The sequence below is a fragment of the Beijerinckia indica subsp. indica ATCC 9039 genome, from assembly GCF_000019845.1.
GTDB lineage: Bacteria > Pseudomonadota > Alphaproteobacteria > Rhizobiales > Beijerinckiaceae > Beijerinckia > Beijerinckia indica.
The window spans coordinates 687,501-705,457 of the sequence record NC_010581.1; the positions used below are offsets into that span (position 1 = coordinate 687,501).

At 54.4% G+C, this 17,957-nt stretch carries 17 protein-coding genes and 1 pseudogene (1 of these 18 only partly in view); 5 read left to right on the plus strand and 13 right to left on the minus strand.

What is annotated here, in order from left to right; all coding sequences use genetic code 11:
- Both BIND_RS03135 and BIND_RS03140 read right to left on the minus strand, forming a co-directional pair.
- Nucleotides 1-490, minus strand: a pseudogene (locus BIND_RS03135) (IS3 family transposase) (its annotated part extends 165 nt beyond the left edge of the window); the annotation flags it as partial.
- Between the two features lie 100 nt (nucleotides 491-590).
- Nucleotides 591-1,508, minus strand: a complete 918-nt coding sequence (locus BIND_RS03140; protein ID WP_012383616.1) for a helix-turn-helix domain-containing protein — start codon at nucleotides 1,506-1,508, stop codon at nucleotides 591-593.
- Between the two features lie 603 nt (nucleotides 1,509-2,111).
- On the opposite strand from BIND_RS03140, the gene BIND_RS03145 reads away from it, so the two are divergent.
- From BIND_RS03145 to BIND_RS03155, 4 genes are all read left to right on the plus strand, one after another.
- On the plus strand, nucleotides 2,112-2,537 hold the full coding sequence (locus tag BIND_RS03145; protein ID WP_041778378.1) for a hypothetical protein: 426 nt from the start codon (nucleotides 2,112-2,114) through the stop codon (nucleotides 2,535-2,537).
- A gap of 89 nt (nucleotides 2,538-2,626) precedes the next feature.
- Nucleotides 2,627-2,986 (plus strand): hypothetical protein, encoded by a 360-nt coding sequence (locus BIND_RS21165; protein ID WP_012383618.1) that lies wholly within the window; start codon nucleotides 2,627-2,629, stop codon nucleotides 2,984-2,986.
- 196 nt (nucleotides 2,987-3,182) lie between these two features.
- Complete coding sequence (locus BIND_RS03150; RefSeq protein WP_012383619.1) at nucleotides 3,183-3,854, plus strand: hypothetical protein; 672 nt, start codon at nucleotides 3,183-3,185, stop codon at nucleotides 3,852-3,854.
- A 67-nt stretch (nucleotides 3,855-3,921) separates the two neighbouring features.
- The gene (locus BIND_RS03155) at nucleotides 3,922-4,605 is read left to right on the plus strand and encodes a carbonic anhydrase (protein WP_012383620.1); all 684 of its coding nucleotides are present in this window, start codon (nucleotides 3,922-3,924) and stop codon (nucleotides 4,603-4,605) included.
- Between the two features lie 80 nt (nucleotides 4,606-4,685).
- Here the strand turns inward: BIND_RS03155 and BIND_RS03160 are convergent, their stop codons facing one another.
- From BIND_RS03160 to BIND_RS03185, 6 genes are all read right to left on the minus strand, one after another.
- Nucleotides 4,686-6,617, minus strand: a complete 1,932-nt coding sequence (locus tag BIND_RS03160) for a propionyl-CoA synthetase (RefSeq protein ID WP_012383621.1) — start codon at nucleotides 6,615-6,617, stop codon at nucleotides 4,686-4,688.
- Nucleotides 6,618-6,804: 187 nt separating this feature from the next.
- Entirely contained in the window at nucleotides 6,805-7,593 is a 789-nt protein-coding gene (locus tag BIND_RS03165) for an enoyl-CoA hydratase-related protein (RefSeq protein WP_012383622.1), read from the minus strand.
- A 40-nt stretch (nucleotides 7,594-7,633) separates the two neighbouring features.
- Nucleotides 7,634-8,521: a 3-hydroxyisobutyrate dehydrogenase gene (gene mmsB / locus BIND_RS03170; RefSeq protein ID WP_012383623.1), complete on the minus strand. Its 888-nt coding sequence runs from the start codon at nucleotides 8,519-8,521 to the stop codon at nucleotides 7,634-7,636.
- Between the two features lie 46 nt (nucleotides 8,522-8,567).
- The gene (locus BIND_RS03175; protein WP_012383624.1) at nucleotides 8,568-9,602 is read right to left on the minus strand and encodes an enoyl-CoA hydratase/isomerase family protein; all 1,035 of its coding nucleotides are present in this window, start codon (nucleotides 9,600-9,602) and stop codon (nucleotides 8,568-8,570) included.
- 24 nt (nucleotides 9,603-9,626) lie between these two features.
- Nucleotides 9,627-10,769: an acyl-CoA dehydrogenase family protein gene (locus tag BIND_RS03180; protein WP_012383625.1), complete on the minus strand. Its 1,143-nt coding sequence runs from the start codon at nucleotides 10,767-10,769 to the stop codon at nucleotides 9,627-9,629.
- A gap of 16 nt (nucleotides 10,770-10,785) precedes the next feature.
- A complete protein-coding gene (locus BIND_RS03185; RefSeq protein ID WP_012383626.1) occupies nucleotides 10,786-12,285 on the minus strand; it encodes a CoA-acylating methylmalonate-semialdehyde dehydrogenase in 1,500 nt (499 codons plus the stop codon).
- Nucleotides 12,286-12,433: 148 nt separating this feature from the next.
- On the opposite strand from BIND_RS03185, the gene BIND_RS03190 reads away from it, so the two are divergent.
- Nucleotides 12,434-13,339 carry a LysR family transcriptional regulator gene (locus BIND_RS03190; protein ID WP_012383627.1) on the plus strand — a complete coding sequence of 302 codons (906 nt, stop codon included), beginning with the start codon at nucleotides 12,434-12,436 and terminating at the stop codon, nucleotides 13,337-13,339.
- A 112-nt stretch (nucleotides 13,340-13,451) separates the two neighbouring features.
- Here the strand turns inward: BIND_RS03190 and BIND_RS03195 are convergent, their stop codons facing one another.
- The 5 genes from BIND_RS03195 to BIND_RS03215 form a co-directional block, all read right to left on the minus strand.
- Nucleotides 13,452-14,219 (minus strand): SDR family oxidoreductase, encoded by a 768-nt coding sequence (locus BIND_RS03195; protein WP_012383628.1) that lies wholly within the window; start codon nucleotides 14,217-14,219, stop codon nucleotides 13,452-13,454.
- Between the two features lie 25 nt (nucleotides 14,220-14,244).
- Entirely contained in the window at nucleotides 14,245-14,859 is a 615-nt protein-coding gene (locus BIND_RS03200; protein WP_202944765.1) for a YncE family protein, read from the minus strand.
- Nucleotides 14,860-15,001: 142 nt separating this feature from the next.
- A complete protein-coding gene (locus tag BIND_RS03205; RefSeq protein WP_012383630.1) occupies nucleotides 15,002-15,925 on the minus strand; it encodes a 2-hydroxyacid dehydrogenase in 924 nt (307 codons plus the stop codon).
- A gap of 214 nt (nucleotides 15,926-16,139) precedes the next feature.
- Nucleotides 16,140-16,901: a 2-keto-4-pentenoate hydratase gene (locus tag BIND_RS03210; protein WP_012383631.1), complete on the minus strand. Its 762-nt coding sequence runs from the start codon at nucleotides 16,899-16,901 to the stop codon at nucleotides 16,140-16,142.
- On the minus strand, nucleotides 16,898-17,944 hold the full coding sequence (locus BIND_RS03215) for a LacI family DNA-binding transcriptional regulator (protein ID WP_012383632.1): 1,047 nt from the start codon (nucleotides 17,942-17,944) through the stop codon (nucleotides 16,898-16,900). Before BIND_RS03215 ends, BIND_RS03210 begins: the two co-directional genes overlap by 4 nt.
- Nucleotides 17,945-17,957 lie beyond the last annotated feature (13 nt).

A 17,957-nucleotide genomic window follows, 5' to 3' on the forward strand; every position in this document is an offset into this window, starting at 1 on the left:
GGCCATTGAAGCTCTTGATGAAGGCGTTCTGGATCGGCTTGCCTGGCACGATATAATGCCAGCCGACGCGGGTTTCATCGGCCCAGTGCAGGATGGCGTTGCTGGTGAACTCCGTCCCATTGTCGCTGACGATCATTTTCGGCTTGCCGCGCGCGGCGACCAGTCGATCCAGTTCGAGCGCCACCCGCAACCCCGGCAGCGAGGTGTCGGCGATCAGGGCGATATTTTCGCGCGTGCAATCGTCAACGACGGTCAGGATGCGAAAGCGCCGCCCGTCGGTGAGTTGGTCGGAGACAAAGTCCAGGTTCCATCGCTCGTTCGGCGCCAGCGGAACCAGCATCGGCGCGCGCGTCCCGATCGCCCGCTTGTGTCCGCCGCGCCGCTGTACGGCGAGTTTCTCCTCGCGGTAGAGACGGAAAAGCCGTTTGTGGTTGACGACATAGCCTTCGCGCCGCAACAGAACGTGCAGACGTCGATAGCCAAGGCGCCGCTCGCTATTTCGGACCCCCATCTGACCCTTTCAGGGTAGGCTGGAGATGCAGCATTTTATTTATTCAGGAAAGCAATATACATTCAACGATATAAGTCGGTTATACTCCATCATCTTCAGTTGCTGCGACAGACGACTTTGATCGCGCGAAAGAGCGCATCCCTCGAATTTCGCCAGGTGTCGTCAGACGCAATTGTCGCATAGCAGCAGTCATATGGCTTTGGCTGGAAAAACCGCTTTGCTGAGCGATCACTTTGAGAGGCTGGTCCGTGGCAAGGATAAGCTGCTCGGCCCTCTGAACGCGGAGCTCGAGCAGATATTGATGGGGTGACTTGCCGGTCGTCTCACGAAACACGCGCAAGAAATGACTATTTGAAAGTCCGGCGAGTTTCGCTAATTTGGCAATGGTCAGGTTCTCAGTCAGATTCTCGTGCATGCAGCTTTGCACCTCGCGCCAACTCTGTCGCGCTAACCTCCCACGTACTGCAATTTTCTCTCCGGCGCTTGTCTCATCACTTAGGTTGGAATAGTGCCTGAGCAGATGAATGGACATGATGGTCAGGAGCGAGTCGATATAGAGCTGGCTGACATGTGGTCCCCTCTGAAACTCCACTCGCAACAGCTGCGCGATTTGTAATGCTTTGCTGTCGATCATAGCCATCGAGGGCGGGCGAAGTTCAAAACTGTCTTTTCCAAACTCGGTTTGGGCGATCTGTGTGAGCTTCTGTGGCTCGATCCCGAACAGGATATTTTCCTTCGGTGTCGACCATTGTCCAAAGAAATCCGCTTCCGCCGGGATAATCTCCAATGAGCCAATCGGGGCTGCGAAGCGTGTGCGTCTGTCCGTGGCGAGGGAGGTCTCGCGAACTGGCTGCCGGGTCAGCAGAATGACTGCCAGATGAGCCGGGGCCTGGAATTGAATCCTGTCAGGACCTCTTCTGGTCAAAGTCACGGCGGCCCCTTCAGTCTGGACCTTCGGACCCCAATCATCCGGAACGAAATCAAGAGCCTCGCTCATGGAAACTTCTCTTTGGGATCAATGAATGGTGATAGTGATCATGGTTTTTATACAAGGCGGTCTCTCGAAGCTGAAAGCCGACAGTCGCGGCGTTCAGTTTTGCTCATACATGCAGGCCTCATGCCCTATGCTCGGGCAATATTGGGCTGCATACTCAATTTTAATAATCGTTTTCTGATATGACAGTCAAATTTTGATATATTTTCTTCCGGCTTATGTCTTGTTTTTCACCAATCCTTTGTAGAGTATCGGCGCGCTTATTTCACTATAAAGTGGGGTGTGATGATATTAACTGACACTCTGTTGATGGTTGTATAATAAAATTTTAGTTTTTATAGATGTAATCATGAAGTAGTTATTTATGTATATGATAAATACTATATATAATAGCAGTCTATCTGACGGATAGGCGTCTGTAGCACTTAAAAGTGCCAAACCACTTGTGCAAGTGTATGGTGGAATTTTTATAAAACGAGTGCTTGCTGTCGCCATGATTTGCCACGTCCAAGTGCATAGAACGTCAGACAAAGGCGGGTTCGTTTCAAGAGACATGATCGAGGTGCCATTAGCCTTGAGAGCCTGATGCAAATGAGTGGAAATCTCATGAAAAAAAGGATCGTTGCCGCGCTCGCAAGCGTCTTGATCTCGAAGACTCCTGTGCTGGCACAAACAGCAATCGAGATGAATCAAACGCTCGACCAATTATTTGGTGAACACAAACCCTATGCGGACTTCCTCACGAGACTGCAAAAGGCGATTGCAGCTAGTGACAAGGAGAGTATTGCGGAATTAATCGATTATCCGCTTCAAATCAAAATCGGTGGAAAAGCGGTAAAGATCAAAGATAAGCAGCATTTCGTCACTGACTACGACGAGGTCATCACCCAGACCATCAAGGATGTGGTTGCAAAGCAGACCTATGCGACACTCTTTGTCAATTGGCAGGGCGCCGCTATCGGCGATGGCAAAATATGGTTCTCCAGTGTTGGTAAGAACAAGAAGATCAGGGTCACTGCCATCAACGACTAAGTTAAGCGGACAAAACCAGCCACTCATGAAGGCGTAATTCATGAGTGCGGCCGCGCCCATTATTATGTTTCTATAGGATGAAAGTCTCTATGAGAATGAGAACCTTGCTTATTGGCTTTGGCATCATATCCTTAGCAGCTTGCGCGACGGTAAGACAAAGTGACGTAGATGCTTGGGCTGGTCAGCCGGTTGATGTTCTCGATCGGCACCCGCTCTTCCTGACAATGAAGTTGGAAAAATCCTATGCAGAGGATGGAACAGAAATTCGAAACTATGTGAATAGTCGAGTCAATACAAGCTGCGTTGGGCTGGCTTTTTGTACAAGTCAGCAGATGGCTTGCAATAATATTTTCTATATCAAAGATGGTCATGTCATCCGTTATGCACCGACTCCTAGTGGAGGGGCGCGTTGCTTTACTGACGATCAGGTGCTGCCAAGAAACTCATAACAGGGCTATATCGGTCTTTACTGCGGCCTGCTGCGTGACGCGGTTACATGCTGTCTCTAACCAACGAGTATAACTGAGAGGCTAGCCGTAATTGAAAATCGATTTAATTGTCTCTGATCAAAGAGATTGGCCATAGCAATCTGCGGTAGTAATTAGAATATCAAAAAGCTAAGTTCAGTTTCTGAGTGTGTTACAGATGATGCCTTCTCTACTCCCATCGCTGGGCTCCATTCCGAGCACGGTGCTGCTCCATGTGGCTGAAATCGATAATTATTCGCCCCACGTCCCGCTCACATCCCCTGATATTTTCCAGCACGCCCGGATCATTATCGGCATGGTTGTCGGATTAAGTATAGCGCGGCTTCTGAATGGGTTGGTCCGGATCACCCAACATCCGGGAAAGATACAGATCTATCCGGTCCATCTCGGCTGGGTGCTCAACTTGCTTCTCTTGCAGATTCATTTCTGGTGGTGGGAATATTGGCTGGTTGAACTGCCGTCCTGGACATTCCAAATCTACTTGTTTCTGATTGTATACGCGATCATTTTGTTCTATCTCAGCGCGTTTCTGTTTCCGGATTCAATCAGCGACTATACGGGGTACGAGGATTTTTTCATCTCCAGGCGAAAGTGGTTCTTCGGACTCTTCGCTGTGATGATGCTTTTTGATCTTCTCGATACTTTGAGCAAGGGACGGGCGCATTATACCATGTTCTCTTGGGAATATTGGTTTCGTGAGCCATTCTATCTGATTCTATGCGGCATCGCGATGTACACGCCTAACCGGCGATTCCACATCGCATTCGTGACCTTTGCCTTCATCTATGAAGCTTCCTTTATCGTACGTTATTTCAGTACGTTGAGTTGAGCGATCGCGCGCCTTTGAGGAAGCAGGTGCTTTTGCCGCATTGTCCCGTCATATTCGGAGAGGCCTGATGCATTCATGTTCTGATGCCAAAACCAGTCTGCTCGCGCTTCTTAATGGTGTCAAGCGTTTCAATACGGAAGTTTTCCCAGCCAAGGAAGAGCTCTTCGCTCATCTGTCGAAGAGTCAGTCTCCCCACGTGGTGTTCATCACCTGCGCTGACAGCCAAATTACTCCCAGTCTCATCACGCAAACGGAACCCGGCGAGCTATTTATTCTTCGCAACATTGGCAATCTGGTGCCGCCTTATGGGGAAATGCTTGGGGGTGTTTCATCCGTTATCGAATATGCTGTGGTGGGGCTTAACGTCTCGGCTATCATCATCTGTGGCCATTCCGATTGCGGCGCCATGAAAGCCTTGCTTCTGCCCGAGAAAGGCCATCTGGACCAGATGCCTACCGTACGGACTTGGCTTCGGAATGCTGCAGCGGCACGCGCCGCCTTGGGGGATATCCGCGACGAGGATGTCGGCCCGGAAAAAGTCCGCAACTTGGCGGAGCAAAATGTGCTTCTCCAGATCGCGCAACTGAAAACACATCCATCTGTGGCCGCGGCACTGGCGCGCGGGACTTTATTCCTGCAAGGCTGGTTTTATGACATTGGCACAGGCGAGATCAGTGTCCTTGATGAACAAACACGGAAAAGCCTGTCCGTCAAGGAAGCGATCAAGAACCTGGAAAGTGAGCAATCCTAAAGCTTCTATTCTTTACGGAGAATGGTGACGATATCGTCGTCTTATAGGCTCTCCGCTCACCTTCTTTCGGGTCGTTTTTATCAAACGACGCTTCTCGCGCTGGGAGACAATCCGGCGATACGCATGGCCAGAGCGATTTCATCGAGAACGGCGGGATCGTCGATGGTCGCGGGAATCGCAATCTCCTGACCTTCGGCAATGGCGCGCAATGATCTCCGCAAAATCTTGCCTGAGCGGGTTTTTGGCAAACCGGCAACGACTAGTACATGTTTGAAACTCGCCACGGCGCCGATCCGGTTGCGTACGAGTTCGATGATTTCTCCTTCAATGAGTGTGCAATCGTCAGTGTAATTGGCTTTGAGTACGATGAGACCGACGGGAATTTGGCCTCGCAACTCATCGGCGACACCGATGACCGCACATTCAGCGACGGCCGGATGTTCAGCCACGACTTCTTCCATGGCTCCGGTGGAGAGGCGGTGTGCTGCGACATTGATGACGTCATCTGTCCGTGCCATCACGTAAATATAGCCGTCTTCATCAATGAATCCGGCATCTCCGGTCTGATAATAGCCGGGAAAATCCACCATATAGGATTCAACGAACCGTTGATCCGCGTTCCATAAGGTTGTCAGGGAGCCGGGCGGTAGTGGAAGTTTGATCACGAGATTGCCGATCGTGCCGGGCGGTACCGGGTTTTGGTCGAAATCCAGAACGTCGATCTGCCAACCGGGCACTGCGCGACCGACAGAGCCTGGCTTCACGGGCATCTGGCTTATGCCAAGGCAATTGGCGGCAATCGGCCAGCCTGTCTCGGTCTGCCACCAATGATCGATCACTGGCACATTCAACTGGGCTTGCGCCCAGGCGAGTGTCGAAGGATCGCAACGCTCACCAGCCAGGAATAATGTTCGGAAATCACCCAGTGGCGCCTCCTTGAGAAAGGTCGCATCCGGATCTTGCTGGCGGATCGCGCGGAAAGTGGTTGGCGCCGTAAACAAAACGTTCACTGCATGTTGTCGGATAACCCGCCAAAATGCTCCGGCATTCGGTGTGCCGACCGGCTTGCCCTCGTAGAGTAGGGTGGTGCAGCCTTGCAAGAGTGGCCCATAGACCGTGTAGGAATGACCCACCGCCCAGCCGATATCGGAGGCGGCCCAAAAGACCTCGCCAGGCGCGATCGCGTAAATATTCGACATGCTCCAGTGCAGGGCGACGGCATAACCGCCATGATCGCGCACAACGCCCTTCGGCGCGCCGGTGGTTCCCGAACTGTAGAGAATATACAGGGGGTCGGTTGCAAGCGTTGACGCGCAAGGAACGGCTATGCTTTTCGCAAGCACATCGTGCCAATCGACATCACGGTGGGGTGTGAGAGGGGCCGCCAGCATCGGACGCTGAAGGATGATACAATGTGTGGGCGGCGCGGAGGAGATTTCGATCGCCGCGTCAAGCAGGGTCTTGTAGGGTATCAACTTGCTACCATCGATGCCGCATGAGGCGGAAACGATCACTTTGGGTTTGGCGTCATCGATGCGTTTGGCGAGTTCATTGGCCGCGAAACCGCCAAATACAACCGAATGAACCGCGCCAATCCTCGCACAGGCAAGCATAGTGATGACGGCTTCTGGCACCATGGGCATATAGATGACCACACGATCACCATGGGCCACGCCCAAATGCGCCAGAGCGCCAGCAAAATGGGCCACGGCTTCGGTCAGCTCGGCATAGGTAAAATTGCGGACCGTGCCGGTGACGGGACTGTCATGGATCAGGGCGGTGCGATCGCCATGCCCCGCAGCGACATGCCGATCGAGCGCGTTGTAACAAATATTCAGCTGTCCCCCTGGAAACCAACGGTAAAATGGCGGATTGCGGCTATCGAGTGCGCGGTCATAGGGTTTTTGCCATTCGAGCGCGGCCGCCGCGGCGCTCCAAAATCCCTCTGGATCATCGAGGGAGGCACGATAGATCATATTGATGGGATTGTTATCCAGATCATTCGCATTCATGATAAGCTCCCCCCGGTCGGCTTTCATGCCATTTTATTTCTGGTTTGTTTGTGCTTGCGGCCACTGCCGACGGCCATAATAGATGAGCGTCGGGTGGCTCTTGAATGGCGCTTCCTTGAGACAGTCGAAAATTGAGAGAACCAAAGATCGGTGTTTGCGACCTTGGGTATTAATTATTCTGGTGGTCTTATTTATTCTGGAAAGCCGGAGGCCGCTTTTCGAGGAATGCAGCCATACCTTCCTTCTGGTCCTGCGTCGCAAAGCTCGCATGGAACAGGCGGCGTTCGGCCTTCAACCCTTCGGAAAGAGTCGTTTCGAGCGCGGAATCAACGGCTTCTCGCGCCAACATGGCGATGGGTGCGGAAAGACTCGCGATTTTTTCGGCGAGTTTCAGCGCCTCGGGGACGAGGTCTGCCAGCGGCACGATACGGCTGACCATGCCCGCCCGTTCCGCTTCTTCCGCATTGATCTGGCGGCCGGTTAAAATCAAATCCATCGCTTTGTATTTGCCAATGGCCCGGGTCAGACGTTGGGAGCCGCCCCAACCTGGAATTGTCCCAATGGTAATTTCCGGTTGACCAAATTTGGCATTATCGGCGGCCAGAATGATATCGCACATGAGGGCGATCTCGCAGCCGCCCCCCAAAGCGTAACCCGCGACCGCGGCAATGGCTGGCTTACGGAAATTGGCGAGGCGCTGCCAGCGCGGACCACCGATATCGGCGGCGAAGACATCGGTAAAGAGGCTGTTGGCCATCTCCGTGATATCGGCGCCCGCGGCAAAGGCTTTCTCGTTGCCAGTCACGACGATGACACTCAGGCTATCGTCGGCTTCGATCAATGCAAGCGCCGTTTCCAGTTCGGCGATCAAGGCAGTACACAGGGCGTTCAGCACCTTTGGCCGGTTGAAAGTGATGAGGGCGATAGCACCCTGACGCTCGGCGATGATATGGTTAAAGTCTTGTATGCGGTCCATGAGCATGTTTTCCTGGATTGAGGCTCGGTCGAAAGACCTTTCAGGTCAGGCCGCGTAAAAGATGAATGATGCCGGAAAAGTCATCGCCGCCATGGCCGGCCGCGGCGAAAAGGTGGTAGAGTTGCTGCGCTTGCGCGCCCAATGGTGTCGAAGCGCCAGATTGCTGAGCGGCGCTTTGTGCGAGCGTGAGATCCTTCAGCATCAGATTGACACCGAAGCCGGGTTTGTATTCATGGTTGGCGGGGCTTGCCGGCACGGGGCCGGGCACGGGACAATAGCTTGTCAAGGACCAGCATTGGCCGGACGATGTCGATGCCACGTCATAAAGGGCTTGAGGATCGAGGCCGAGCTTCTCAGCCAGAACAAAGGCCTCGCATACGCCGATCATCGAAATGCCGAGGATCATATTGTTGCATAATTTGGCCGCCTGACCGGCCCCAGCGTCGCCGCAGCGGATGATCCTTTTGCCCATGGCTTCGAGGATCGGCTGCGCGCGCTCGAAGGTCTCGATTGCGCCGCCGGTCATGAAGGTCAAGGTCCCAGCGGTCGCGCCTCCCACGCCACCCGACACAGGCGCGTCGAGGGAGGCTAGTCCTGCTTCCTTCGCAAGGGCATGAGCGTTGCGGGCGGATTCGATGTCGATAGTCGAGGAGTCGATCATCAAAGTGCCAGGCGCGGCGGCTTCGAGAATGCCGGCTTCGCGGTAGACATTCAGCAAATGCTTGCCAGTCGGAAGCATGGTGATGATGAACTCGGCTCCTTTCGTTGTGTCTGCGGCGCTGCTGCAGGCGCGGATTCCAAGTTTGGCGGCGGCCTGCAGCAAGCTTTCCGATAAATCATATCCCGCCACAGAATGCCCCGCGCGGATGAGATTGGCGGCCATGGGACCACCCATATGGCCAAGCCCGATAAAGCCGATATGCGCCATGTGATTTTCCTATGTGATTTCCCTTGAATTTTTGGATTTGTATCCGTCAAACCGGATCGAAATGAGCGTTTACTGTTGCCGCGTCTATTTCCGCCAAGGTCGCTGGCTGCCATTTGGGATTGCGGTCCTTGTCGATAATCTGAGCCCGCACGCCCTCGTAAAAATCATGACCGCGCAAAATGTGGAGGCCCGCGCGCAGTTCCATCTCCAAACAAGCCTTGAGCGATGGAAGTTTACGGGCTCGGCGGAGGGCGGCCAAAGTCACTTTCACGCTGGTCGGCGAGCGTTCCAAAAGCGTCTTGGCGATCGTCTTGCTCCAATCGGTCCCAAGCGCATTGGCGGCAGCGATCATGGCCTCAGCGGAATCACCCTGGAAAACCCGATCGATATCGGCGCGCTGAAGGGCGAGAAAGCTTGGTTCGCTCTGGATCGCGGCTCCCTTCAATATAGCCGCAACATCTTCCCCCTCGTTCACGGCAGCCAGCTTCTCGATAAGCGCCTCGAGATGCTCGGATGGAATGAGAACATCGGCAAAGCCGGCGTAGAGCGCATCAGCACCAGCGAAAGTCGTCCCCGTCAGGCCAAGGAAAGTGCCGGTTTCTCCTGGTGCATGCGACAAAAGCCACGTCCCCCCGACATCAGGAAGGAAACCGATCCCGACTTCGGGCATTGCAAGTTTGCTGCGTTCGGTCACGATGCGGTGCCGTGCATGAGCGGAAAGACCGATGCCGCCGCCCATCACGAGACCATCCATGAGGGCGACATAGGGCTTCGGATAGTGGGCGATTGCGTCATTCAGAGCATATTCATTGCGCCAGAATGATTCAGCCTGACCGTCTCCTGCCTTGCCGCTGTTGCACAGCGCGCGTATATCGCCTCCCGCGCAAAGACCGCGCTCGCCAGCACCGGTGAGGATGATGACCCGCACAGCAGGATCGTCAGCCCAGATCTTGAGTTGATCCGAAATCGCCAAAACCATGGGACCGGTCAGAGCATTGAGTGATTGCGGACGATTGAGCGTGATCACACCGGCGTGGCCACGCTGGAAGAAAAGCACGTCGATGAAGGGCACGGAGTTCATTGATCATCCTCATCTCAGAAAGATTCAGCGTCCAAGCACAGCGCGCGCTATGATGACGCGCATAATCTCGTTGGTGCCTTCGAGAATCTGGTGGACGCGGAGATCCCGTACGATTTTCTCGATGCCATATTCCGATAAGTAGCCATAGCCGCCATGCAGTTGCAGCGCTTCATTGGCCACCGCGAAGCCGATATCAGTGGCAAACCGTTTGGCCATGGCACAAGTCACTGTGGCATCGGGCAGTTTGGCATCGAGTGCGCGCGCGGCGTGGTGCAGGAATATGCGCGCGGCGGCCAGCTCGGTCGCCATATCGGCAATACGGAATTGCAGGGCCTGGAAACGATCGAGCGTCGCACCAAAGGCTGACCGTTCCCTCATATATTGCACTGACTTGTCGAGCGCTGATTGTGCGCCGCCGATCGAGCAGGCGGCAATGTTCAGCCGGCCGCCATCAAGACCAGCCATGGCTATTTTGAAGCCATCACCTTCCTCACCGAGAAGATGGCTGACTGGCACCATGACATTGTCAAAATTGACCGTGCAGGTCGGCTGCGTATTCCAGCCCATTTTGCGTTCATTGGCGCCGAAGGACACACCTTCCATATCCTTGAAGATCACCAGCGCGGAAATCCCTTTCGGTCCCTCAGTGCCGGTGCGGACCATGACAACATAAACATCGCTAGCTCCCCCACCGGAGATGAATTGCTTGGCTCCATTAACGATGAAATGATCACCTTCGCGTATTGCGCGCGTGCGCAGGGCGGCGGCATCCGATCCGGCGGAAGGCTCAGTCAAACAATAGCTGCCGACCCAATCCATCCGGCAAAGGCGCGGCGCCCATTCGTTACGCTGAGCGGGGGTGCCGTAGCGGCCGATCATCCATGTCACCATATTGTGGATGGACAGAAATGCGGCGGTAGAGGGACAGGCCTTGGCCAAGGCCTCGAAGATCAGGGTTGCATCGATCCGTTTGAGTCCCGAGCCGCCAATCTCTTCATCGACATAAATTCCAGCCATGCCGAGACTTGCGGCCTGCCGCAAGGCTTCCAGCGGAAAATGCTTTTTTGCATCCCATTCAAGGGCATAAGGCGCGATATGCTCCTCGCCGAAGCTCCGAGCCATGTCCTCGATGGCGCCTTGTTCCTCGGTCAATTGCCAATGCGTCATGATCGGCCCCGGCGCTTCAGTTCATGGTTGGGATGACGAAGCTTGCTCCATCCTTGATGCCAGACGGCCAGCGCGAGGTGACGGTCTTGGTCTTCGTGTAAAAGCGGATCGCGTCGGGACCATGCTGATTGAGATCACCGAAGGCGGACCGCTTCCAGCCGCCGAATGTATAATAGGCCAGCGGCACGGGGATCGGCACATTCACGCCGACCATGCCGACCTGAACCTTGCTGACGAAATCGCGCGCAGCATCGCCATCGCGCGTGAAAATGGCGACACCATTGCCATATTCATGTTCATTGGTCATGTGCAGCGCTTGTTCATAATTTGCCGCGCGCGCAATCGACAAGACAGGGCCGAAAATCTCTTCACGATAGATGCGCATCTTTGGTGTTACATGGTCGAACAGCGTCCCACCCATGTAAAAGCCCTTTTCATAGCCTTGCATGGTGAACCCGCGTCCGTCCACTCGCAAGGTCGCCCCTTCCTTGACGCCGATATCGACATAATCGCGAACACGATTCACGGCTTCACGGCTGATGAGAGGGCCGAAATCGGCATCGTTGTCATTGGAAAGGCCAATCCGCAGACTCTCGACCCGTGGCACGAGGCGTTCCAACAAAGCGTCCGCGGTTTTTTCTCCGATCGGCACGGCAACTGAAATCGCCATGCAACGCTCGCCAGCCGATCCGTAACCGGCACCAACCAAAGCATCGGTGACTTGATCGAGATCCGCGTCCGGCATGATGACCATGTGATTTTTAGCCCCACCGAAACATTGCACGCGCTTGCCGGCCGAGCAGCCTCTCGAGTAAATATATTCGGCGATCGTGGTCGAGCCGACAAAGCCGATCGCTTTGATATCGGGGTGATCGATAATCGCGTCGACCACATCCTTATTTCCATGGACAACATTCAAGATGCCCGCGGGCAAGCCGGCCTCCAGCATCAACTCAGCAAGACGTAGAGGTACCGAGGGCGTCCGCTCCGAGGGTTTGAGAATAAAGGCGTTGCCGCAGGCGATCGCGGGCGCGAGTTTCCACATCGGGATCATCGCAGGAAAATTGAAGGGCGTAATGCCGGCGACGACGCCGAGCGGTTGACGCATCGAATAGATATCGATGCCCGGCCCTGCACCGTCGGTGTATTCACCCTTCAGCAAATGCGCGATGCCGCAGGTGAATTCGACCACTTCAAGACCACGCTGGATGTCGCCGCGTGCATCGAGAACGGTTTTGCCGTGCTCGGAAGCGAGCAATTCGGCCAGAGCCGTGTAATCGCGTTGGATCAGCCGGAGAAACTCCATCATCACGCGACCGCGCTTTTGCGGGTTCAGCGCTGCCCAGGCCGGTTGCGCCGCTTTGGCATTCTCAACCGCCGCATTGAGCTCGGCCTGGCCAGCAAGGGGAACACGCGCGGAAATCTCGCCGGTCATCGGCGTGAATACATCGGCGAACTGACCTGATTTGCCAGCAATATGCTGGCCGCCAATGAAGTGGCTGAGCTCGAGCGTCACGATGGGCTTCCTCTCTGGTAAACGGTAGCTTGGCTACTCCCACCGCTTTCGGGTGGCTTTGATGCATTATCTTTATATTGGTGATATTCCACGGCAATACGATTTTCCTCAAACCTATTGTGCGTCAATCCACATACCGGAGTTCCAGATGAGCGATTTCGATTGGAATAGTTTGCGCTCCTTTCTGGCTGTCGCCCGAACCGGGCGATTGACGACCGCTGCACGCACACTTGGGGTCGATCATACGACACTCAGCCGTCGTATCGCCGGATTGGAAGAGGCCCTCAAAGTCAAATTGTTCGAGCGTCATCCCTCTGGCTATCGATTGACGAATGCAGGAGACCGGTTGCTGCTTTCAGCCGAAACGATGGAAAGCATCGCCTTGACCACGCAGAGTCAGATCGGGGGAGAAGATCTGGCCGTGACAGGTGCTGTGCGAATCGGCGCGCCGGAAGGGTTCGGCAGCAATTTTCTGGCATCCCGCATTGCCGCTCTCTGCCATCAACATCCGCAATTGGAGATTCAACTCGTGGCCATGCCACGTTTGTTCAGCCTGTCGAAACGCGAGGCCGATATAGCAATCAGTCTCGCTCCCCCACGTGAAGGCCGGCTCGTGGCGCGTAAACTCACTGATTACCGGCTACGGCTTTATGCGGCACCGGCCTATTTGGCGACACTGCCCCCTATAAAGTCTATTGAAGATCTACGGGACTGCCGGTTCATCGGCTATATCGATGATTTGATTTATAGCCAGGAACTCGATTATCTGGGAGAAATCGCCAGTTTTTTGTCGCCCCAACTCAAGAGCGCAAATCTGATCGCCCAACTCAATGCGGCTATTACAGGAACGGGGATTTGTGTGTTACCGGACTTCATCGCTCGCGGCTGTGAAGGACTCGTCCCTGTTCTCCCCAGTCAAGTCAGTCTGATGCGCTCGTTCTGGCTGGTTACCCATGCCGATTTGCGTGGCTTGGCCCGGATTAAAACGGTTTCCGCCTTCATTAGCAACGAAGTCAAAACTGCTCAGGCATTGTTCAAGCCGTGTGATGATTGAAATGGATCATGGAAGTTTTCTCGGCAGATCGCACATGATCTTCAATTTGTTTCGTAGCGTACGCGCGAAAAACTTGTGTTTTACAAGTCTTTCCGAAATTTCAGCCGAAGTCTTACAATTGAGCGGTTACACCTCCATCGACATAAAGGATATGGCCGGTGATGAAACTGGCTGCATCGGAAGCCAGAAAAACCGCTGCACCCGCAAGTTCCTCGACATTGCCCCATCGCTTGAGAGGGGTGCGGCCGGTTAACCAATCAGAAAAGGTTTTGTCTTCGGTAAGAGCTTTATTGAGTTCAGTTTTGAAATAGCCTGGCCCTATTCCATTGACCCTAATTCCATATTTGCCCCAATCGATTGCCATGCCTTTGGTCAGCATTTTAAGGCCTCCCTTGCTTGCCGCGTAAGGGGCAATGTTGGGACGGCCCAGCTCGCTTTGCACGGAGCCTATATTGATCATGACTCCCTTGCGGCGAGGGATCATATGACGCGCGACAGCTTGACTGACAAAGAATACACTCGAAAGATTGGTATTGATCACACTCGTCCATTTTTCCGGCGGAAATTCCTCCAATGGCTGCCGCCATTGAATGCCAGCATTATTGACGAGAATATCGATGGCGCCATGATTGATTTCGATCTGATCGATAGCATCCGTGACGGCTACAGGATCGCATACATCGAAATCCAGGCCAATTCCTTTAAATCCCATGGCCTTGAAGGTCTGCAAGGCGGCTTCGAGCCTGACTTTATCGCGGCCATTCAAGATCACACGAGCGCCAGCCGCAGCCAATCCTTGTGCCAAAGCAAAACCAATGCCCTGGCTCGAGCCAGTCACAAGGGCAAGTCGATCCTTCAACGAAAAGTCATTCATGGTCATTGATGCGAAAATCCATTTTATTGATTTAGCGTGGCATGGTGCGTAATGATGCCGGTCCGGCTTTCAAAGCAAGTGATGCATTCGATTCCACAAGCTTGCCAGAGGCGATATTATAAGCGACTATTTTTCTTTCGACATTGAACTGGACAAAAATCGTCTGGCTGTCCTTGCTGAAGACAAGGCCCTGGGCAGCCTCTCCACCTTCTATTTCATCGGATTTTACGGCTTCATTGTTTCTGATGGCGAAGAGGATGAGTTTGCCACGCTTTTGCCGCGCGGGATTGTCGAAAGTGAGATTGGAACCGCTCATCGCCTGCACGGCAATCCATTGACCATCGGGTGAAAGAGCGACAGCCTCCGGAGTTGCGGGCACATTAAGATGCTGAATCGCCCGAAAGGGCCGTTGTGAAACGTTAATCAGCGTCACAGTATCTTGATCGGCAGCGGTGATGGCGACTGCTTGAGGGGGGCCTTGAAGCGTATGATCAATGCCTTCAACAATTGTCCGTATAACTGGTGGGTGTTGATCGGCATCGATAATAGCCAGGCTATCAGAAGGAGCGGGGCGAGGATATGTTCCAATACCATTAACCCGTACGAATTTGCCATCATTGGCCGAAACGATCAGATCAGTCGCCATGGCATTGGAAGCCATGGCGACAAAAATGAGTGCTATGGGCATGGTCCGCTTGCATCGCTCCAAGCGCATTTCCTTCTCCCTTGTGTGTTTTTGAAGTTTTTTATGTCAATAAAGCAGATGCAGCGGCCGGGAAAGAACAACTCTAGACGGGCGTTAACAATGGTTTGCCAGCAAAGTGGGCAGCAAGATTATCGGCAACCAGTGTCCCCATCTTCAGGCGCGTTTCGACCGTCGCACTGGCGCGATGGGGCTGCAGAACGACATTCTGCAGAAGGCGCAGCGCTGAAGGAACATGAGGCTCGTCCGCAAAGACGTCCAACCCAGCACCGCCGAGCCGGCCTTCCTCAAGGGCGGCGATCAAGGCCTGTTCATCGACGACGCTGCCGCGCGCGACATTGATGAGAATGCCGTGCGGGCCAAGCGCGTCCAATATGGTGCGGTTGACGAGATGACGCGAGGCGGGGCCCCCTGAAGCGGCGACAACGAGCACATCGCTTTCATGCGCGAGATCGTGAAGGGTCGCAACATAACGTTGTGGAACGTCCTCGAAGCGAGCTACATCCGTATAGGCTATGTCCATGCCGAAAGCTGCCGCCCGATGGGCGATTGCACGACCGACGCGTCCCATACCGAGAATGCCGAGCCTCTTTCCAGTGACAGTATGGGCGAGCGGCAGGCTGACCTTGCCCCATTGGTCATCGCGAACGAAACGATCGGCTTCCGGCAGGCCACGCAAGGTACATAGTATCAGACCGAGTGCCATATCAGCGACATCTTCGGTCAAAAGGCCTGGCGTTGTCGTCACGCCAATTTTACGATTCTTCGCTTCAACAAGATCGACGGCATCAGTGCCAATGCCGTTAATGGCAATGATTTCCAGGTTTGGTAGGCTAGACATGAGTTCGGCCGGCACGCCTGTCGCCCCGCCGGTGGCTATGCCTCGGATACGCAATGCCGCTTCGAGTGTGGTGCCTCTCCCTTGCCAACGGTGCACCACATAATCGTGATCCAGCCTATTTTCGATTTCGAATAGCATTGGCTCGATGAGAAGAATTTCAGGTTTCACGCATTTTTCTCCAGGGTAGGGGATCACGACAGCGATCTGTGGATGAGCTTGGAAAGATTTCCCAAGCCTCAAATATGAAACCCCGCGGACATCGAATTAGATCGATCTAAATAAAAGGTAGCCTTAACGCGAAATGCCACGTGCAGGGCCTTCCATTACCCGATTGAACCAGAATGCCGGATCGCACCCGACGTCGGCGGATAGCAAAATAGTGTCATGAAAGATCGAGGGTAAGGCGGCCTATGCTGGCGAATTCTGCCTCTACTCTTGTGTTCGCCGCGACCCAAATCGTGCCTGTTGTGGATCCCGTTGTGACTATGGTGCCTGCAGTCAGAGGCATGCCACGCTGGGCGGCGTGAACGGCAAGCCAGACAAGGAGGCGCATGGGATCGCCGGCTGAATTACCCCCTTCATGATCGGCCGCAGTCCGCCCATTGATCATAAGTTTCACGCGTTCTTGCAACGGCGATACCGCCTGCCAATCGCGCCGGCCGGGCCCTATAATGAGTGCGCCATGGCCCTGTTGGTCCGCGCGATGCACTAATGGTTCCGCAATTCCTGGCTTGCTGAAACGTGTATCGACAATCTCGATAACAGCATGAATGGCGCCTAACGCTTCAGTGATCGCTTCGTTTGTGCAACCATCGCTGGTCACTATCGGCGTACGATCAAAACGATAGGCGAGCTCAGCTTCCACTCCGATGTAACGGAAAAAAGACGGGGATGGCCCTGGCATCGTGGTAAACACGGTCGCAGCATGAATGGGGGCCGCGAAAGGCTCGGCCGTTGGCGTCGCCGAGCCGACTTTCCAGGCGATAATCGGGCCATCTCTTTTGATAAGGGCTGTGGTTACTTGCTGTTGCACATCATAGGCGGCTTCCTCGTTGGAAGGCGTGTCTTGCTCCGTGGGGCATATTGCGGGATGACCGCTCAGGCGTGATGCGAGAAGAGCGGATGCCAGCGGCAGAAATGTCATGATGCTTGACGCTCCAATGTATTCGTACGGCCACCACAGCTATCACGAATGATGAGTTTCGGCGGCAAAAGGATCCGTTCCTCAGTCCCATCCGGCTGCTCAATTCGGCGCAGAAGAAGACGCGCTGCGGCTTCGCCTACAGCACGAGGATTGGTCGCTATTGTCGTCAGAGCCGGCCAAGCCGTTGCGGCATTGGGTAGATCGTCCGTACCGATGACAGCAAATTCAGCGCCGGGATGGAGACCTTTGGAAAGAAGTCGACTGGTTACACCAAGGGCCACCATATCATTGTAACAGATCGCCGCATCAGCGGGATTATCACGAGAGAGCAACGCATCAAGAGCCTCGGCACCATCGGCGCTGGTCAGGTTTGTCGGCAGGATCAGATCATGGGACAATCCATGTCGATGGAGGGCCCGACGAAATCCCGAGAGGCGTTCGCGCGCGGCCGAATGGAGTTGATTGCCGCCGATGAAGGCGATACGGCGGCGACCATTACGCACCAGATGCTCTACCGCTTGCTCGACACCGAATTCGTAATCGGCCCCCACATAGTCACCTTTCTTGGGAGAAAGATAGCGTAGCGTCTGGACACAGGGAAGACTAAGCCGGTTTAACTCGTCGAGCAAATCGGCGGACGTGCCGGCAGCCGGACAAAGCACGATACCATCGACATTATATTCGCGCAGACGGTGTAGTTGCCGAAATTGTCGTTCTGGCGACTCGACGCTATTGGCGAGCAGTGACACAATGTCTTGCGCATCCATGACCTGATCGATACCGGCCATGAGTTCGGCATAGAACGGGCTGCCGATATTACATAAAAGCAGGCCGATGCTCCCACTGCGGTTACGCCGCATATTGGCGGCACCACGGTTATAGATATAACCGAGTTTGGTCATGGCTTTTCTAACGCGCTTGCGCGTTTCTGCGGCCACGAGCGGACTTTCGCGCAATACGAGCGAAGCTGTGGCTCGTGAAACGCCAGCCGCTTGCGCGACATCGATGAGACTGACGCGTCGCTTTTGTCTATCGTTCGACATAGCGCTCCTTGGT